The organism is Wolbachia endosymbiont (group A) of Bombylius major (assembly GCF_947251895.1).
In the GTDB taxonomy this organism is placed as follows: Bacteria; Pseudomonadota; Alphaproteobacteria; order Rickettsiales; family Anaplasmataceae; genus Wolbachia; species Wolbachia pipientis.
This window is the reverse complement of record NZ_OX366395.1, coordinates 1,005,539-1,024,942: the sequence shown is the minus strand read 5'-3', so window position 1 is coordinate 1,024,942 and position 19,404 is coordinate 1,005,539. Positions and strand designations below refer to the sequence as shown.

Annotated in this window: 19 protein-coding genes; 12 read left to right on the top strand and 7 right to left on the bottom strand. The window is 34.5% G+C overall.

Annotated features, from left to right (window positions below; genetic code table 11):
* Positions 1–205: 205 nt before the first annotated feature.
* The gene (locus OPR49_RS04890; RefSeq protein WP_141456821.1) at positions 206–1,135 is read right to left on the bottom strand and encodes an AEC family transporter; all 930 of its coding nucleotides are present in this window, start codon (positions 1,133–1,135) and stop codon (positions 206–208) included.
* A gap of 330 nt (positions 1,136–1,465) precedes the next feature.
* Between OPR49_RS04890 and OPR49_RS04885 the strand changes: the two genes are divergently transcribed.
* Positions 1,466–2,629: a multidrug effflux MFS transporter gene (locus tag OPR49_RS04885; RefSeq protein ID WP_265026821.1), complete on the top strand. Its 1,164-nt coding sequence runs from the start codon at positions 1,466–1,468 to the stop codon at positions 2,627–2,629.
* Positions 2,630–2,656: 27 nt separating this feature from the next.
* Here OPR49_RS04885 and prfA read toward each other — a convergent pair whose 3' ends face one another.
* Complete coding sequence (gene prfA / locus OPR49_RS04880; RefSeq protein ID WP_007548640.1) at positions 2,657–3,736, bottom strand: peptide chain release factor 1; 1,080 nt, start codon at positions 3,734–3,736, stop codon at positions 2,657–2,659.
* A 98-nt stretch (positions 3,737–3,834) separates the two neighbouring features.
* Between prfA and yihA the strand changes: the two genes are divergently transcribed.
* The 5 genes from yihA to OPR49_RS04850 all read left to right on the top strand — a co-directional run bounded on the left by yihA (position 3,835) and on the right by OPR49_RS04850 (position 7,182).
* Entirely contained in the window at positions 3,835–4,428 is a 594-nt protein-coding gene (gene yihA / locus OPR49_RS04875; RefSeq protein ID WP_265026820.1) for a ribosome biogenesis GTP-binding protein YihA/YsxC, read from the top strand.
* Positions 4,429–4,432: 4 nt separating this feature from the next.
* A complete protein-coding gene (argB, locus tag OPR49_RS04870) occupies positions 4,433–5,344 on the top strand; it encodes an acetylglutamate kinase (RefSeq protein WP_010962459.1) in 912 nt (303 codons plus the stop codon).
* 400 nt (positions 5,345–5,744) lie between these two features.
* The gene (gene dut, locus OPR49_RS04860) at positions 5,745–6,206 is read left to right on the top strand and encodes a dUTP diphosphatase (protein ID WP_006279458.1); all 462 of its coding nucleotides are present in this window, start codon (positions 5,745–5,747) and stop codon (positions 6,204–6,206) included.
* 63 nt (positions 6,207–6,269) lie between these two features.
* Positions 6,270–6,887: a hypothetical protein gene (locus OPR49_RS04855; RefSeq protein ID WP_265026819.1), complete on the top strand. Its 618-nt coding sequence runs from the start codon at positions 6,270–6,272 to the stop codon at positions 6,885–6,887.
* A 154-nt stretch (positions 6,888–7,041) separates the two neighbouring features.
* Positions 7,042–7,182, top strand: coding sequence for a hypothetical protein (locus OPR49_RS04850; RefSeq protein ID WP_265026818.1), 141 nt, complete (start codon positions 7,042–7,044; stop codon positions 7,180–7,182).
* Positions 7,183–7,240: 58 nt separating this feature from the next.
* Here OPR49_RS04850 and nusB read toward each other — a convergent pair whose 3' ends face one another.
* From nusB to yidC, 3 genes are read right to left on the bottom strand one after another with little or no spacing between them, the layout of a single operon-like run.
* Positions 7,241–7,723, bottom strand: coding sequence for a transcription antitermination factor NusB (nusB, locus tag OPR49_RS04845; RefSeq protein ID WP_182366495.1), 483 nt, complete (start codon positions 7,721–7,723; stop codon positions 7,241–7,243).
* The gene (locus tag OPR49_RS04840; protein ID WP_265026817.1) at positions 7,723–8,151 is read right to left on the bottom strand and encodes a 6,7-dimethyl-8-ribityllumazine synthase; all 429 of its coding nucleotides are present in this window, start codon (positions 8,149–8,151) and stop codon (positions 7,723–7,725) included. Before OPR49_RS04840 ends, nusB begins: the two co-directional genes overlap by 1 nt.
* Positions 8,129–9,838, bottom strand: coding sequence for a membrane protein insertase YidC (yidC, locus tag OPR49_RS04835; RefSeq protein ID WP_265026816.1), 1,710 nt, complete (start codon positions 9,836–9,838; stop codon positions 8,129–8,131). Before yidC ends, OPR49_RS04840 begins: the two co-directional genes overlap by 23 nt.
* Positions 9,839–9,972: 134 nt before the next feature.
* On the opposite strand from yidC, the gene OPR49_RS04830 reads away from it, so the two are divergent.
* Positions 9,973–10,488: a TIGR02281 family clan AA aspartic protease gene (locus OPR49_RS04830; RefSeq protein ID WP_265026815.1), complete on the top strand. Its 516-nt coding sequence runs from the start codon at positions 9,973–9,975 to the stop codon at positions 10,486–10,488.
* Here the strand turns inward: OPR49_RS04830 and secF are convergent.
* Positions 10,485–11,363 carry a protein translocase subunit SecF gene (gene secF, locus OPR49_RS04825; RefSeq protein ID WP_265026814.1) on the bottom strand — a complete coding sequence of 293 codons (879 nt, stop codon included), beginning with the start codon at positions 11,361–11,363 and terminating at the stop codon, positions 10,485–10,487. The two genes, OPR49_RS04830 and secF, sit on opposite strands and share 4 nt — an antisense overlap.
* 289 nt (positions 11,364–11,652) lie before the next feature.
* Here secF and OPR49_RS07725 point away from each other — a divergent pair, with 289 nt between their 5' ends.
* Positions 11,653–11,781 carry a hypothetical protein gene (locus tag OPR49_RS07725; RefSeq protein ID WP_265026813.1) on the top strand — a complete coding sequence of 43 codons (129 nt, stop codon included), beginning with the start codon at positions 11,653–11,655 and terminating at the stop codon, positions 11,779–11,781.
* A gap of 515 nt (positions 11,782–12,296) precedes the next feature.
* Here OPR49_RS07725 and OPR49_RS04815 read toward each other — a convergent pair.
* Complete coding sequence (locus OPR49_RS04815; protein ID WP_265026812.1) at positions 12,297–14,372, bottom strand: heme lyase CcmF/NrfE family subunit; 2,076 nt, start codon at positions 14,370–14,372, stop codon at positions 12,297–12,299.
* Between the two features lie 329 nt (positions 14,373–14,701).
* On the opposite strand from OPR49_RS04815, the gene OPR49_RS04810 reads away from it, so the two are divergent.
* From OPR49_RS04810 to pyrE, 4 genes are all read left to right on the top strand, one after another.
* Positions 14,702–15,943 (top strand): hypothetical protein, encoded by a 1,242-nt coding sequence (locus OPR49_RS04810; protein WP_265026811.1) that lies wholly within the window; start codon positions 14,702–14,704, stop codon positions 15,941–15,943.
* Between the two features lie 122 nt (positions 15,944–16,065).
* Complete coding sequence (locus OPR49_RS04805) at positions 16,066–17,391, top strand: dihydroorotase (protein ID WP_265026810.1); 1,326 nt, start codon at positions 16,066–16,068, stop codon at positions 17,389–17,391.
* A gap of 198 nt (positions 17,392–17,589) precedes the next feature.
* Complete coding sequence (locus OPR49_RS04800; protein WP_265026809.1) at positions 17,590–18,774, top strand: dicarboxylate/amino acid:cation symporter; 1,185 nt, start codon at positions 17,590–17,592, stop codon at positions 18,772–18,774.
* Positions 18,775–18,777: 3 nt separating this feature from the next.
* Positions 18,778–19,374, top strand: a complete 597-nt coding sequence (gene pyrE, locus OPR49_RS04795; protein WP_265026807.1) for an orotate phosphoribosyltransferase — start codon at positions 18,778–18,780, stop codon at positions 19,372–19,374.
* Positions 19,375–19,404: the final 30 nt, after the last annotated feature.

Below are 19,404 nucleotides of genomic sequence, written 5' to 3'. Positions count from 1 at the left end.
TGAAAAAACGTTTTATTTTACTCCAAAAACGTCTTAACTTTCTCTCTACTTTTTCTGGGTAAGGTCAATTTACCGCCGCGGCGCTAACTAGTAGCGGGATGACGGGTTACCAAATTGTAGAAGTTGCTTTAGCTATAAATTCAAGTTTTATCAATGTCTTGTGTTGTTACCCAAATAATGGTTGTGCAAGCGCTTAATTTTTTGATCAAAAAGGAACAAGTTTAGTAAAAAATAATGATATTATTAGTGGAACATAAAACAGTCCCACTGCAGTACTGATTAGAAGCAACAGAGTAGCTTTATCTGGTTGATAATTCAAAATATTAGCAAGTATTATACTGGACCCAGAAACTGGAATAATAGCCAGCAACATCAGTGCTTTATATATGCTCTCATCGTATATACCTATAACATGCTTGTCTAAAAGGACAATTCCTAAAACAAACAGTGGCCAGAATACGTACTTTGCTGTAATAGTGATCAAAGCAAGCTTCCAATCTATTTTAAAGCTTGCAATATTCGCAATGCTCACTCCAAGTAGCACCATTCCTAATGTGACAAATGTACTTCTAATATTCATCATAACATCTGTTAAAAAAGTAGGTATTTGTATATCGTATATACTTAAAAAGAAGCCCAGAACCATCGCATAAAGCGAAGGAAGTTTGAACAACTTTAATATGCATTCTTTTGCGGTATAAATACCATTTGCAGCTATGTAAAATCCTAAGCTGTTTTCAAATAGCGCCATTCCTATATAACAAACAACATATACAGATACTGAATCTTCATCAAATAAAGCCATGGCAATCGGCAGGCCAAAATAACCCATACTTGTGCTGCCCGAGCTAAATGCTAATATGTTTCTTGTGTTATCCTTAAATAAAAAAGAAGAAAGATAATACACTGATAAGGACATAGTGCTACCTATAAACCATATCAAAATCGGCAGAGAAATTACTTTTAAGTTAACTTCTGTATGAGAGACTCCATATAAAATCACTATTGGATTAGCTATATAAAAGAGTATTTGAGATATAGTGTTTCTATCAATTTTAAGACATTTTCCTGCTAAATAACCAATAAATATTGTAATATAAATAGGTAATATTTTTAGGAAAAGAGTAAAGAACATACTAGCCTATTGTGATACTTTTGACTGATAAAGTAACATTAGATCTTAAGGTATTGTAAAAGTAAACAAAATTTATTTTCCAATTTATCCAGCTCATAGTTAATTAAATTAGTGCCAAAATTCGTTTTTACATAGGACTTAAGAATGACATTTTTATGATAAAATTATGTTAAGTTTCTATAAAGCTTCTTGCATATTTTTGAATAATGACATATTTACTAAAAATTGAACTGCTTGTAGCAATTTAGATAGGCTGTTGAAAAAGTAAGAAAATGTTCTTCTTTCAACGCTTTAAATGTGATATTTTTATTCATTAATTGAAAATCTCAAATGTTACTACCATTTCTGTTAATCCTGTCTCTAATTGCCAAGTTTATTGAAATTGACATTTCCGCACCTAGTTTTCCTGATATGGTGCGCTATTTTAACGTATCAGAAGGAACAATTCAATTAACTATTGCTTATAATTTCCTAGGCTTTTGCATAGGAGGGTTGTTTTTTGGTCCATTGTCTGAATGCTATGGCAGAAGGAGAATTATGATCATAGGTAACACTTTGCTATTAATCGGTGCTGTTGGTTGTGTTTTTGCACCGTCGGTTTTTTGGCTTTTAATTTCTCGCTTTGTTCAGGGCATTGGTGTTAGCACGTCTGTAGTTGTGTTTGCCATAATTGCAGATAGCTATCAAGGCGACAAAGCGGTGAAATTTATTGGAATCATGAATTCTATTCTAACAGTTGTCATGGCAATTGCACCTATTTTAGGAAGCTTTATTAACGAAGCTGTAGGGTGGCGTGGTAATTATGCAACTGTTGCAGTAATTTGTTTGATCTCTTGGATTTTACTACTTTTAGCGTTACCAGAAACAAAAAAGGACCGCGATATTTTCAGTTTGAAAAAAACGGTGAAAGATTACGGAAAATTATTATCGAGTTCAAAATTCGTTGCATTGTCTTTAATACCAAGTCTCTTTACTTCTGCATATATGTCATTCATTACTTGTGGGCCATTTTTATACATGGAAACTTTTGGATTACCAAGCAAAGTTTATGCACTACATCAAGGTGCAATAGTTGGGTGCTTCTCACTCATCAGTCTATTTGCTGGCAAAATCTTGCAGAAACTTGGAGCAATAAAGTGTGTAATTTCTGGTACGAGCGTGGGTGCTATTGGGTCTCTATTGCTTGTAATATTCAGTATAATTGTACCCCACTCTTTCTACTTAGTAACACTGTCTATGATTATTTTTTCTATCGGTTGTGCAATTTGCCAGGCAGTGATTTTTAATGCATCAATAAATGTTTTCCCTGAAATTAAAGGCACAGCTTCTTCTGCAGTCTCATTCATTAGAGCTTTTATCATGGCTATTTTTATCGGCTTAACAAGCTACATTTACAATGGTCAAACAATTAGTGTATCTCTTCTTGTTCTATCCGCGATAGTACTAGAACTTGTTTTTACTGTCTATCTATTGCGTTTAAAAGATCCTATGTAATTAATAAAGATATTCCATTGTAGGCTGCTAACTTTCCCCTGCCAATCTTTCTGCTTCATTACGTGAAATTAATGCCTCAATAAATTCATCTAGTTCACCTTCTTTTATAATCTGTTCTAGCCGATGTGAAGTTAGATTAATTCTGTGGTCTGTTATTCTTGATTGTGGAAAATTATATGTTCTTATGCGCTCGGAACGATCACCAGAGCCAATCTGACTTTTCCTCATTGTTGACCTTTCCATTTCTTTTTTTTGTCTTTCAATTTCGTATAGCCTTGCCCTCAATACTTTGAGCGCTTTAGCTTTATTTTTGTGCTGCGATTTTTCATCTTGCTGTATCACAACTATCCCTGTTGGCAAGTGGGTGACCCTTACTGCGCTGTCAGTTGTATTCACTGATTGCCCTCCAGGACCACTGGATCTATAAACATCTATTCGTAAGTCTTTTTCTTCTATTTTAAAGTCAACTTCTTCTACTTCAGGTAATATCGCAACAGTAGCTGCAGAGGTATGCAACCTTCCTGAGGATTCAGTTTCTGGCACTCTCTGTACTCTGTGCACCCCTGATTCAAATTTCAACCTTGCAAAAACTTCTGTTCCATTAATGAGTGCAGAAGCTTCCTTATAGCCACCTATACCTGTATTAGAAATGCTTATTGGCTCGAACTTCCAATTTCTTCTTTCTGCATATTTTTGATACATACGAAATAACATTGCTGCAAATAATGCTGCTTCTTCTCCGCCTGTACCTGCTCTAATTTCTAATATTGCATTTCTTGAGTCATCTTCATCTTTGGGCAATAATGCTAACTTTAATTTTGCTTTTATTTTTGGTAATAATACCTTGTGCTTTTCGAAAAATTCTTCTTTTGCTAACTCTTTTATATCACCTTCGCTGTTTTCATCTTTCATTATTTCTTCTAAGTCTGAAATTTCCTCTTTCAGCGTGTTATATTCATCAATTATCTTGATTATTGGCCTGAGCTCAGAGTATTCCTTTGAAAGGGTAATGAATTCTTTTTGACTTAAATTGGTAGGATTTTCCAAATTCCTCTCTATATCATTAAATTTTTTCTTTAAGTCTTGTAAATTATTTTCCATATCCATATAGCACAGATCTAGCTAAGTAATATATACTGAAATAAAAAATTTCTTATATCAAGCAATAACACTATAATATACCTACTACCTTCTAGTTGAATATAATGGCAAAACAGATAACATCAAACTGCAATTTCATATTTGGAGCTTCGGACATAAAATCATTACCAAATGAATCGGCTCCAGAGATTGCGTTTGCTGGTAGATCAAATGTAGGAAAATCCAGTCTGATCAACTTACTGATAAACAGCAAAAAAGCTGCCAGAGTTTCCTCTAAGCCTGGATGCACTAGACAAATAAATTTTTACTCTATGTACGATGATAAGTTCAGACTTGTTGATCTACCAGGGTATGGCTACTCTCATGCAGGCAAGGAGGAAATTATACAATATTTAAACTTAATTGAGTATTATCTAATTCAAAGAGAAAATCTAAGAAGAGTGTTTGTGTTGATAGATAGCAAGGTAGGATTAAAAGAAATAGACAAAGACTTCATTTATTGGTTAATATATAATAACATTAACTTTAACATTGTGCTAACAAAAATAGATAAAGTAAGTCAAAAAAGCTTAGGTGCTGTTATAAAAGATATTCAAAAATGGATTAATAATGAGAATGTGTCAATTCATCAAATGAGCATCCGTGTTAAGCATAAAATAACCAAGGTAAGAGATGAGTTTTTCAAGTTTACAAGATAAAAAAATGAAGAGTAGTGAATTTTTAAAGGGTGAGGTATCATTTGAACAAAAAGCAGAAATATTACTTGAAGTGCTATCTAACATACCTAGCTTTGTAGGCGAGACTTTTGTCATTAAATGCGGTGGTACAATAATCTTAGATGAAACACTATTTAATACTTTTGTGCATAATGTTGTCTTGTTGAAGCAGCTTGGTATAAATCCGGTAATAATTCATGACGGAGAATATGAAATTAACTCAGTGTTAAAAATGCTGGATATGAACAGTAAGTTTGTGAATGGTATCAGACTTACAGACAAAGACACTATGAAAATCATTGAAATGGCACTGTGTGGTTCAGTTAATAAAAAAATTGTTCAGTATATAAATTCTGCTGGTGGTTCAGCTATTGGATTATGTGGAAAAGATGGTAACTTAATTAAAGCCGAAAAAATAACCGCTACGCTTAGAGAAGATAGATCAAATAATATCGAAAAGATATTAGACATGGGGTTCATCGGTAGACCCACTGAAATCAATCCTGATATATTATTTTTTATTGAAGAATCAGATTTTATACCAGTTATTGCACCAATTGGTCATGGAAAAGATGGGGAAACATATCATATTGATGCCGATAGCACTGCAAGCGCAATCGCAATCGCAGTTTCTGCATCTAAAATGATAATCTTGAGTGACACAGATGAAGAAATAGATAAAATTGGTGGCAGGAAGATATCTGTTAAAAATTTAAATGCATCGATTGATTGTGGGAAAATTAAAGGGGAAAAATTTATTGAAAGGCTTATGGCATACGTTAAAATGGCGGAGGAATGTGCTGGAGTTGTTCACATAGTTGATGGTAGAATATCTAACATTATGCTTGATTTATTTACTGAGAGTAATTCAAGCATATCGATTGTGAGTGATTTATAGCTATACTGCTTGCAACTACACGAATACCAAGAGGGTGTCATTCAAGTAGCTGACACTGGAATGACAGCAATCTACGTCATACCGCGATTCATTCGCGGTATCTCTAGATCCCGCTCACAAGTAGCGGGATGACGGTTGTCAGGGTGTCATCCCAGTGCCCAGACACTGGGATCCAGAAGACTTAATTTCAACCAAGTGGCTGCATAATAAGGACTAGATTCCAGACTGGAATGACATCATAGGGGCACTGGGATGACAAAAAAAGGAGCACTGAACTTGTCAAGGAATTTTATGGCCTAGCGTCACGCGCTGGAATGACATCATTTACGATGTAACATTTATCACTTTTGCAGATACAATTTACATGCTATAATTGAGTCTTCATAGATGGTAAATTGGAGTGCAAAGAAGTAAAATTAAAGTAGAAATAAAAAGATTATCACACGGAGAAGACTTGTCTCTTCCATGTTATGCAACTACGCAGAGTGCTGGCATGGATCTTTATGCTGCATTGAATGATTCTGCTGTTTTAAATCCACTTGAAAGATTACTTGTTCCAACTGGAATTGTGATTGCAATACCAAACGGTTTTGAGGGGCAAATCCGCCCACGTTCTGGTCTTGCTGCAAAACATGGAATCACTGTCTTAAATTCTCCGGGTACTATAGACTCTGATTATCGAGGTGAAGTTAAAATTTGTCTAATTAATCTAAGTAATCAGCCATACGAAATAAAAAGAGGAGATAGAATCGCACAAATCCTTATTTCTCCTGTATCTCAGGTAATTTGGGATGACAGAGAAGAATTCTGCGCAGAAGAAACCGGTCGCAATGCAGGGGGCTTTGGCTCAAGTGGCAGGTAGCTTACGAAAAAGCTTGACTATGACAGTTTTTTTATTTAAGCATATTAATATTTGAGGTCGTTTATGCTAACTTCCAAATATTTCAAGAATCATCGTGGTCAGTTCCACAAAACAAACATTGCATTTGTAGCACTTGCTGCTCTGTGTGCCATAGGTGCAATAGTAGCACTTTCAGCACCGCTTTGGAGGTCTTCAACTGCAGCTTTTGCAACTACACCTGAAGCATTTATATTAGCAGGTATTAATATTATGCTGGCTTATTTAGCAATATATACTATTAGCAGAAACAACAAAATATCTGAGTGGAAAGCTCCGAAGATTGTTGTTAATGGTGAAGCAAAATTGCTAGTAACAAAAGAGGTGTATGAGGAAATGAAAAAGGATAACCAAGTTAAAGATAATGCGGAAGAGGATAAATGGTATATAGACTTCAGCTTAAAAGGCGAGAACTACCGTATTGCTGTTGATGGTCAGTTTGATAATGACGAGACGATAGGCAATACTTTATTATTAAACATAAATTCACTGGAAGTGAAAAACAAAGAAGGTAAGTTCGAGGCAATTGAAGAAAAGTGGGATAAAACATTAGGTTTAGACAAAGATGGTGCTAAAGAGGTTAACACTTATTTAGGCCAACTTATTTCTGTTGAACAAGTTGCTTCTCAACAACAAGGAAAATAGACAGTATGGCCAAGTGAAGTAAAAGAGGCAGGCTAAGTCTGCCTCTTTATTTTTTAATGTCAGTTACTTAAATGACATCATTCATTATGGGAATGTATCCGTTCAGCAGAGTGGCAAAGTAGGTAGACAAGATAAACCAAAAAATCAAGAAAAAGTGAGTGTACAACAAATGGTGTCATCCCAGTGCTTGACACTGGGATCCAGAAAAATTGATTGTGCACTATACAACATTTTCGATGAAATTATCAAAAGCTGGATCCCAGTGTCAAGCACTGGGATGACATCCTCCTGGTAGACAATGTTCATACAGCTATGTGTCAGCTATGACACCCTGTGTTTGCTGGCTATAATTGCTAAGGATTTTTATTTAATTTAACTGCATCTTTTGCCTTATCCAATAACCCATTAATAAAGCCAATTTCGCTTGGTTTATCAAGTAAATCAGATGCAATGTTAGTATATTCATTAATGACAACTGGAACTGGCGTATCGCAATTAATCAACTCACATATTGCAACACGCAAAATAGATAAGCTTATAAGATTTAACCGTGAAAGGGACCAGCTTGGGTGTAAGTAAGACTCTATTATTTTATCATATTCTTCACTGTTTTTTATAACCTTATATAACAAGTTTTCTAAGAACTGATGTTCAAATTCTTCACATTCAAATATATCTCTCAACTTACTTATGTAGTCCTTAAGCTCACAATTTTCCAGTTTAAAAGTGCTTTTGTTGTAACCTACGAAAATATTTGAATAAGCTATTTGTACAGCAAGAAATCTTGCCGTGCTTCTTTTTATGCGCCACTTTTTATCTACTGGTTTTTCCTCCATTACTTTAATTTATTGTGTAAATCTATCATACGCAAAACAGTTGAGGCTGCATGGCCTCCAACGTTTTTTTTATTTTTGTCAGCTCTAACTAGTGCTTTATCTTTGCTGTCAGCGGTAATTATGCCCATACCAAGGGGCATTGCATAATGCATAATAACTTCATTTAAACCTTCGATTACTCCTTTACAAACGTATTGATAATGATCGGTTTCACCGCGAATTACGCACCCAAGAGCTAAATAACCGTTGTAATTAGCATTCTTACTTTTGACCGCAAAAAGAATTGTAGCTGGTATCTCGAATGCACCAGGAACTTCAATTATGTCATAGCTTACATGACTTTCTTTTAATCTATCGACTGCACCTTCAAGCAAAAGGTTTGCTATTTCAGCATAATAAACCGAATTAACTATTAGTATTTTCGACATTCACTACCACTTTTTTCGTTAAAAACAACTTTATTAATGATTGTTGAATTAAAGTTATAATATTACTAAATATCCAATATATTACCAGGCCGGCAGGAAAAGAAGAAAAAATAAAGACAGAAATGTAAGGTAAAAACTTCATAACATTTACTTGAATATCATCTTTGCTGGTTTGATCTTTTTCACTTAGCTTCTGCTGGATTATCATAGTAATACCAAAAACTATAGGCAAAATGCCTATAGAAATAGGGAAATTGTAATTAAACAACCCAAATAATGTAAAAATGTTCGTTGGATCAGGAGCTGAAAGATCTTTAATCCATAAACAAAAAGGGGCGTGTCTCATCTCTATAGTAACAAATAATACTTTATATAAAGCAAAAAATACCGGTATTTGTATTAGCATAGGAAGAATGCTTGACATTGGATTTACATTATTTTTCTTGTATAATGCAATTATTTCTTTATGCTGCTTTAAACTATCATTTTTATATAGTTCTTTTATACAAGTTACTTCAGGCTGCAAGCTTTTTACCTTAAACATCGAAATATATGATCTAGTAGATAAGGGAAGCATCAAAAGTTTGATTACTAAAGTCAGCAATAATATTGCTAAGCCAAAATTCTTTAAAACGAAGTTAAAGTATTCAAGCAGTAAAAACACTGGTTTAGTTATAAAGTAAAGAACACCAAAATCTACAGCTTTATCAAATAAAGGTATATTGAGAGTATCCTTATAAGAATCCAGTAAATTCAACTTTTTTGCTCCAGCAAAAAAATAATTCACATTAGAAACGCTTGCACCAGGAAGTATGCTCTTGTAAGGTTTGACAAAATCTACTTGGAATTTATCAGTATTATTAACGTTTGTGTGTTTAATGCTTACATTTATTTTATCGGATTTCTCAGGTATGATGGCTGTAAGCCAGTATTTATCAGCAAAACCAAACCAATTTTTTTCACTCGTGCTTGCTTTTACTAAATGTTTTTTGGAAATATCCTTATATGTCCACTCCTCTAGTTTATTATCAAATGCACCCAGTACTCCTTCATGGGATATCCAATAAGATTCGTTGATATTGTCACGTTTACGGTTAATTTTACCATAAGGAACCAAAACTACATTATCTTTTGTGTTATTTTCAACAATCTGCTCAATTTTAAACATGTAGTTATCGTCAAGGCTAATTTTCATTTTAAACACAATGCCATTCTCATTGTCCCAAAATAAAATTACCTCTTTTTGATTGAGTTTATCTGCTTGCCAGACTGTCTTAGAATCTGGAATTTTAATCTTTTTATTCGGATCGAGCCACCCAAATTCTGCAAAATATACATTTTTTGATTCTGCAGGTGACAGTAACACCACTTGTGGAGAAGAAGAACTCGGTTCTAAGTGGTAATTAGTTAAAATTAAGTCATCAAACCTTGCACCTTTCAGAGAAATTGATCCTTTAATCATGTTATTGGTTAAACTAACCCTCTGTTCTCGAGTAGAATTAATAATTTCAGAACGATTTTGGTGTATTATAGGAGCAAGGTCGTTAAAAGATTCGATATGTTCAATATTTTCAATCAATGGCTGATTTTGGTTTGCACTAAAAAAATTATCATAAATAATACGCCAAGATACCATGATCAACATGGAAAGGATAGCTGCTAAAATTAAACTTTTTGCTTCTGACATGAAATTAAATCAAACATATCTTCTTAAAGTGTATACTAAATATTGTACTAAAACAATGAAATTTACTTATTTTTAATAATAACTTTTAACGCTGATCTTTAAAATTTATTTTAATAGCTTCAAATTTTAACAATATGAACGCGGTGAAAAATCTAGTTATTTGGTTGCTAATAATAGCCACTACTGCAATGCTTATTGATTCACAAAGGGACAAACTAAGCGACAGATTTCTCAGTACTTTTTTACCATATAAAGGAAGAATTCAAAATAGTGGTCAGAATAATGGAAGTATCGAATTTACGAAATCATACGATGGACACTTTTATATTCAGGCTCAAGTCAATGATCGCAATATAACGTTTTTGCTTGATACCGGAGCAACCGATATTGTTCTATCACAAAAAGACGCATTACATGTTGGTATTAACTTACAAAACGTTCAGGATTTTAAAATATATGAAACTGCGAAAGGTCAAATAAAAGCTGGAGTGGTTCAAATACCTCAAGTTAAAATAGGGAATTTTTTAGTTAATGATGTACAGGCGAGCGTTAACACTCATTCTATGTCTCATTCACTACTTGGAATGAGCTTTTTAAGGTATTTTCATTTCACTATAAGAGATAATAAGTTGATATTATACCGCGACTAAACACTTCTACAATCTAAAGCTCCGTAGGTTAATATAGGGGCAGAAATAAATATTGCAGAACAAGTGCCAATCAAAATACCAAAAAAAATGATCAAGCTGAAGTCTTTTACTGCATCTGTGCAGATTAATGCCAAAGGAAGAGCAGCAAGAAGGGTTGTACCCGAGGTTAATATAGTGCGAAATAATGTAGCGTTGATACTTGCATCTACTATCTCACTCATCCGCCCACTTTTACCACTCTTGCGATACTCTCGAATCCGATCGTATATAATTACTGAGTTATTGATTGAATAACCAATGACAGTAAGGAGAGCTGCAACTGATGAAATATTAAACTCAATACCAGTTAGGCTAATAAAACCAACAGTTAAAATCACGTCATGAATCAGTGCTGTTATTCCACTGAATCCACATTGCCAATTAAATCTAAACCAAACGTAAAAAAATATTCCAACAATCGCGATCAACATGGATAACATTCCTTCAAATATTTGTGTTGAGCTTATTTGTGGGCCAACATAGTCTATTTTACGATAGCTTATTGAGCTCCCCAGCTTTTCTTCTAGTATGCTTTTTATCTTTTTGATTTTATTTTCACCTCCTTCATCTTTAAAACGCATGACTAAATTATCACCCGCTTTTGAACTCTGCACTGTAAAACCATTTTCTTTTAATGCATCGAGAATAGAGTGATTCTCATCTGAAGATTTTATCTCTATCAAAATTCCGCCTGCAAAGTCTATGCCTAAGTTCACTCCACGCAGCACAACAATGAGCATTGAAAAGATGATAAGAACAATGCTAATTAATGCAGTCAAATCCCTATATTTACTAAACTTGATATTGAGGTTATCTGGAATGAGTCTAAGTGCCATGCTATTTACTTAAACTTGAATTTTATATACTTTTCAAAAAATTCACTAGTTTATTTTGTGGTTGGACTTCTCTTTCATTCAAGTAGCTGACACTGGTTTCCATCCAAAAGGGTGTCATCACAGTAGCCCCTTCGGTGTCATTCCAGTCTGGAATCCAGGAAAAAGAATGGTGTCATCCCAGTACCCAGACACTGGGATCCAGTTTCACCTTATGATGGTGTCATGAAAATAGCTGACACTGGTTTCCATCCAAGACGGTGTCATTCCAGTCTGGAATCCAGAAAAAAGAATGGTGTCATCCCAGTGCCCAGACACTGGGATCCAGGTTGCTCACAAGCAAACTAGCATAGAAAGTGGTTACAACGTTTTCGATGAGATTACATGGAAAACTGGATCCCAGTGTCAAGCACTGGGATGACACCCTAGTAGAAATCGCTTTTGTAATTGCAACATTCGTGCAATCTTTAGTTACAAATATTTAAGAAATTTACCAAACGAAAAAAAAGGCAAAAGAAGCCCTAGTCATTGTCTATTTTCAGTATTGGCGTTTTTTAAGTCTTAAACACTGTAATTTAGCTGCTTTTAAATGCAACTCACCTTAGTTTAAATGTTTAAGAAATTTACTAAGCAGAAAAAAAGGCAAAAGAAACACCGTGTTAGCTAGTTGTCACTTTCTAATCCTGCAAATTGGCGTACTATACTGTCTTAAACGACTTATAAGCGCGTTTCAGCTTATACAGGTAAAAACCCAGAAATGTTGTGAAGACATAAGGTGCACATAGTGCAAAAAATTAAAAATAAGACACCAACTACGTTGTTTTTTTGCTGTTTAATCTGCACAGATGAAAATAACTGAATACCTTCAGTACCATGATAGGGGGGCTGGCGAAGGGTGTCAAGTAAGTTTTTTCGTTATAGTATAAAGGAGTCCTATTAAAATCTTCTCAATAAAGAAAAAGCGGCAAGGAGCGAACCAAAAGCGATAAGAAAGGATCCAAGCCAGATTATAGACATTCCAGGTTTATAGTGCACTTTGGCTGCGATTTTGCTTTTACTCTTATCAATCTCTCCAATTACAACATAAATATCAGAAAATAAATTGTGGTAGATACTGCTTTCAACATTTTTCTGACCTTCCACAAGGTAAAATCTATATTCAGGGGTTATCTCACCCAATATCTTGTTATTCAGCAAATTCCTGATATCCATTGTACCTCTCACTGCATGGAAATTTTTTTCTTTTATTAGCTCAATATTTCGTAAAGTAACTTTAAACTTATTGACTGTTATGCTATCCCCTATTTTTAAGTAATTTTCTTTTTTCTCCTGCCAACCAACCGAATATGTTATACCAAGCACTAGAATTGCCACTCCAGCATGAGCTGCAATCATTGCATAGTAGGATTTAGAAACTCTTCTTGCTAATAAAATTGATTCACCAAATGCTACCTTAAATAAACGAATTCTTTTACTGTATGCTTCTAAAACAAAGATTAATAATGCTATGGAGATAGTAATTGATAGCACAATCATTAGCTCCATGTGAAAAATAAACGGCAAAATAGCTGCAGCACTACAAAATGAAAATCTATATTCACGGAATATTGGCAATAGACTATTTCCCTGCCAACTGCAGTATTGCCCAATTATCGTGAGGGCTAGAATAGCCAGTGCAATAGGATTAAATAAAGAATTGTAATATGGTGCTCCAACTGAAATTAATTCACCGGTTAAATATTCGAGCACTGTAGGGTATAAAGTGCCAACGAACACAATGAAAAAGGCAGTGATGAATAATAAATTGTTCATCAGCATCATCGTAAGGCGTGAAAAGAATCTTCTACCCTCTGTCACTTGAGTAGCAGGTTTCTTTTCAGATTCCAGTGTCAAGCATTGGAATGACATTGCAGATGTGTGATTTTTTCTCGTAAACACTACAAATATTACTAAGCTACTGACTGTAATTACACCAAGTAGAGCTAATATATACAGTCCATACCTTGGATCATCTGCAAACGTGTGCACTGAGGTAAGTATTCCTGAGCGGACTAGAAATGTTCCAGTCACACTCAATATAAAAGTTGTAAGCGTAAGTAAAATAGCAAAGTTCCTTAAAACATTGAAATTCCGTACCACGAGCAACAAATGTGTCAGCGCTACTGCAATTAGCCACGGCATCAAAGAAACGTTTTCCACTGGATCCCAAAACCAAAATCCACCCCACCCAAGTTCGCGATATGCCCACCAGCTACCCAAGCTGATGCCCAAAGTGAGCAGCGACCAAGAAATAAGTACCCAAGGCCTGACAATTTTAGCCCAAACATTTCCTTCAACTTTTGCAATTAATCCAGCTATAGAGAGCGAAAAAGGAACGCTAAATCCAAGGTACCCCAAATATAATATTGGTGGGTGAATAGCAAGGCCTATATCTTGCAATATCGGATTAAAACCCAGTCCATCTGTTTCAATGCCTGGCATTTTAGTGAAGGGGCTGGATTCAAGTAAAGTGAACAGTAAAAAACAAAAGCAAATCAAGCCTTGGGTGATCAAGGATACTTTCTTCAATTTACTACCATTAGTTCGTTCTGGTGTCATTCCAGTGCTTGACACTGGAATCCAGTTTTTATTATACTGCCATTTGATGTACTCATTTGCAATTAAATTGTCTGAATCCAAGTAGTCAAGCACTGGGATGACAGAAGGTATATAAATATCCATTAGTAATAAATACATGGTGAGCACTAAGGTCCAAAGCAACATGGACCCTTCTTTATTTCCCCAAACACCACAAATCTTGTAGATCAAAGGTTTTGTTGTGTGTGAGTGGTAGTATACATTTTCGAGTGAGAAATCATTTGTAATGTGGCAGTAGATCAAAATAGCCATTGATGTTGATACACAAAAAAATATGGCAGTGGTAATAAACCGACAAGAACTAAGCGGTAAAAACAAATATGTCAAAGACAATAAGCAGGCTACCAATAGCAATATATTCCCAAATTCAGGCATAAAAAATTATAGTTTTTATATAAACAATATTACTGATGACAAGTAAGAAGTTAAAGTGTTAATTGACGCTTACTATTGATGCTATAGCTAAAGTGGCTTAGGTTTACCTACAATTTGAAAAACAACAAATTCGTCATTCCGCTACTCGTTAGCGGAATCTATGCTGAGATACCGCGAATGAATCGCGGTATGACGTAGGGAAATCTTTCTTGGGTCAGCTATAGCATAATGCCCCCGTAGATAGCTGTGCTAGTAATGCTGGCATTAATTAAAAATTAAATATTAAATCTTTATACTTTTATAGATAGCGTTAATATTGAGGTAACATTGTGGGTACAACTAAGATTAGTAAATTTCCATTTAATATAAAAGGTAAAGTGGCAAAACAACATGCCGAACCAATAATCGAAAAAAATCTCTATACTATTTTAGGATTCAAAGATATAGAAGATTTTGAAAATAAGACAAGTAAACTTGTTAATAAAAAAGTTTGGCAATCATTTGTTGACTGCTTTGCAAAAGAAATAGATTATGCAGCAACCGAAGAAGTTGTAAAAAACATCGTTTGTAACATTGCAAAGAGTGATCAAGGTAATGCTTTTACCAAAACTGAACATCTCATATTAAATGAAAAGCAAGATAATAAAAAGAGAGAAAAAGCGATTAGAAAAGCTATTAGTATTTTGAGAAAAATCAATCCAGAAAAAGCCTTTAATGAACTTTCAGTAATAAAAAAACAAGCTGAAGATTTTTTACAAACCGATTTTTGTAAAGCACAGAGTAAATCACTTCAAGGATTTGCTCCCTCTGGTGGACAGCTCTTTGCGGAAACTCTGAAATATATAGAAACACTAGAAAGATTATCCGAAGTAAAAAAAGAAGGGCTAGTTAGAGATTTCTTGTTAAATCATGTTAGTTTATTGAATAAAAAGTATCCTAAATCACAAGGTAAAAGGGAAGATGCTATAACAATACTATCAAGTGATGAGTTGAAGAATTTTTACAATAAAGGTGTAGAAGAAGGAATATTACAACCAATGGCATCTTACAAAGGATGCAGAAACCTGTATGACAAAATGAACCAGATAAAAAATGAATCCAAAAGTATAATTAAAAGAGAAGAACGGGAAGAAAATTTAAAGAAAATAGATAAGTCGATAATCAGCGCAATTAATGACATAAAAAAACATAGAGAAGCAATCCTTAACTGTAAAGACTTTCAAAGTTCTTACATAAAAGAGAAAAAAGAACATCCATTTAGAGGCAACGCATGTCAAAAAATGATTGATATATATCAAGAGAGAATTGTTGGATATCAGGAGAAAATTCGTCAAAACTTAAACCAAATAAAAGCGATATTAAAAAGTGCGCCGCAAGAAATGGATGATGTGGAAGAATTCGAGGAAATAATTGATGATATACATGAAGCAAAGCAGTGTGATGAAATTTTTGATTCAGCTTTAATTTGTTTATCGAACATACAGAATGAGCTAGATATTCAGCTGGAAAATCCTTCAACAGAACTCAGAGCTTCACACATTAACGTTAAAACTGAGCTAACTAGGTTATAAGAACCAAATCTTTAGGGTAATGAAAGCACTTTAATTCAAGACAGCTCTTAGTCTGTGTTTTAATTTGGTTGTGTTTTATTAAAAAAACTTTAGATTTATTTTATAATCGATACTCAAATATAATGACTCAAACTTGGGATTTGTTGCAAACAGGGCAAAAGGAAGGCTATAAAATTGCGTATACTAATGCTCGTATTATCGACCCGGAAACTAAACTTGATATAAAAGGTTCATTATTGACTGAAGGGGATAAAATTGTTGACTTTGGTGAATCATTATTTTCAACAAGTGGAGTTGATGAAACAATAGACTGTAAAGGGCTTGTTCTAATGCCAGGCCTTATTGACATTCACGTACATTTTCGTGAACCAGGCCAGGAACATAAAGAAACTATATATACAGGCAGCAAATCTGCAGCTGCGGGGGGAGTTACAACTGTAGTTTGTCAGCCAAACACTGTTCCAGCAATTGATAGCGTTGTTTTGGCTAAATATTTGAAATATAGAGCACTTGAAACTTCACATGTAAACGTTGAATTTTACGCTAAAATCACCACTTCGGAAGAAAAGTTGACTGAAATGGCACTTTTAAAGGAAGCAGGTGCGGTTGGGTTCACCGATGATGGCATGCCAGTTATGAACCCAATGATTATGAGACAGGCGCTGCTTTATTCAAGTATGCTGGGTGTTCCTATTGCTCAACATGCAGAAGATTTAAATTTATCAGCAGGTGGTGCAATCAACGAAGGTAAAATTTCTGAAGAATTGGGAGTAAAGGGAATCTTGAGTGCATCAGAATCGGTTATGGTAAGTCGCGATATACTGCTCATGAAAGATATGGAGAATGTGCACTACCATATTTTACATGTCTCTTCAAAAGATTCACTTGATGCTATTAAACGTGCAAAAGATTTGGGATTAAATGTTACGTGCGAAGTAACCCCTCATCACTTCACTTTGACTGAAGATATAGTAAAACAACATGGAGCAATTGCAAAAATGAATCCGCCGCTTCGCACTGAAGAAGATCGTTTAGCTATGATTGAAGGTTTAAAGACAGGTGTAATTGATTGCATTGCAACCGATCACGCTCCGCATGATCGTAGTTCTAAAGATCTGCCACTTGAAAATGCTGCATTTGGTATTGTTGGTCTTGAAACAATGCTGCCCCTTTCACTTGAACTTTACCACAGTGGGCAGATGGGTCTACTTGATGTGCTTGCAAAATTGACATGTAAACCTGCAGATATAATACACATACCACGTGGTCGTATACAAAAAAACCTTGCTGCAGACTTAATTTTAGTTGACCTCAATCATGAATGGGAAATTAAAACTGACAACTTTGCTAGTAAATCAAAGAATTCCCCTTTCGATGGTCGCAAAGTAAAAGGACACGTAGTACGCACTGTTGTGTCCGGCAAAACTATATACTCGCAGAAGAGTTAGTTATCATATCTTATCTATTCCAATTTGTTATCACCAGAATGGGCTAAGTGCACCTAAATTTAAATTAAGAAATCTTACACTGTCTCCGAATAAACACATCCTCTTATCTTTCCCTAATCTGTAAAGTTATTTTGTCTATCAATCTGATTCCAAAACAGCAAAATTATTGTATAATGTTACTTTGAAGTTTTATTTTCAATGCACAAGTTTGCAATACTCTTTTCTATACTGCTTGCAATAGTTGCTTACTACCTAAACAATGAAATCATATTTGAAATAGCAAAGCTATTTAGTGATATCTTTATCAGCTTGCTCAAATTAATAAGTTTACCTCTGGTTTTTTTATCCATAGTTTCCACAATTTCAGGACTTAAAGACTCAATCGAAATTAAAACCTTAGTTAAGAAAACACTATTTTATACGCTGCTTACAACTATTATAGCTGCGTTTGTTGCATTATCGTTTTATTTGTTAATAGATCCAGCAAGAAAAAATTTCATAAGTAATACAATAGAGAGTATTAACAGCAATAACCACAGTTATTTTTCATATTTAAAATCACTCATTCCTTCGAATTTTGTGCAAGTTTTTCTTGAAAATAATATGATTGGTAGCATATTAATCTCTTTTTTGATGGGTGGAGCTATTGTTTCACTTTCAAAAGAAAAGCAGGATATATTACATCAAGTATTCTCTGCACTTTTTGATACGCTACTTAAAATTGCTCAAGGGTTATTAAAATTTATTCCGCTTGCTGTTTGGTCTTTTATTACATGTTTTTTGCATGAATTAAAAGGTGGTAGTGAGTTCTACAGTCTTTTATGGTATTTTATTTGCATAATGTCTGCAAATTTCGTGCAAGCGTTTCTGATTTTACCGCTACTTATGTGGTATAAAGGCATATCGCCAATTCAAACGCTGAAAGGGGTTATGCCGGCACTCACACTTGCGTTTTTTTCTAAATCATCCAGTGCAACATTGCCAACAACTATAGACTGCGTGCAGAACAAGCTAAAGGTGCCAAAGAAATTATCGTCTTTTATTTTACCAATATGCACAACAATTAACATGAATGCATGTGCTGCATTTATACTAATCACTGTAATGTTTGTTGCAGAAATGAACGGATACGCATTTTCCTTGAGCGAAATGTTGATATGGATTTTTTTAGCTACAGGGGCTGCAATTGGTAACGCTGGAGTGCCGATGGGGTGCTATTTTATGGCAACCAGTTATCTCGTATCGATGAATGTTCCTTTGCACATCATGGGACTTATTTTACCTATTTACACGATCATCGATATGTTTGAAACTGCAATAAATGTGTGGTCTGATATTTGCATAACTCAGATAATTAATAAAGAATGTAGTAGTGAAACTTAAAAAATGATATTAGACGAAAATAACCTAATAATAAAAGAATTTAAAGAAGCAGAAGCAATTTTGCATGGCCACTTCAAGCTGTCGTCAGGGCTGCATAGTGACACGTACATACAATGTGCGAAGATTTTTGAAAATCCAAGCAGAGCCATGAGAGTTTGTGAGCCATTGGTAAATAAAATAAGAAAAGAATTAAATAGCTCCATAGATTTAATATTATCTCCTGCAATTGGTGGAATAATTGTGGGTTATGAGATTGGCAGGCAGTTTGGAATAAAGACAATGTTTTGCGAGCGCATTAATGGCAAGTTTGAATTACGCCGTGGATTTAAGATCAAAAATGGTGAAAAAATATTACTTATCGAGGATGTGATAACCACAGGCAAATCTTCACTTGAAGCAGTGGAATGTGCAGAAGGGGAAGGAGGTAAAGTTGTTGCTGAAGCTTCTTTGATAAAGAGAAATAGTGAAACGAAACTGCCTTTTCCTGTCATATCTTTGATTGAACTGAACATCAAAAACTACAGCGAGGAAGAACTTCCAAGTGAATTAAAACAACTACCCATAACAAAACCTGGGAGTAGGGAATATTTAACAAAGTAATCCTATAATATCTTGGAAACACAGCACAGC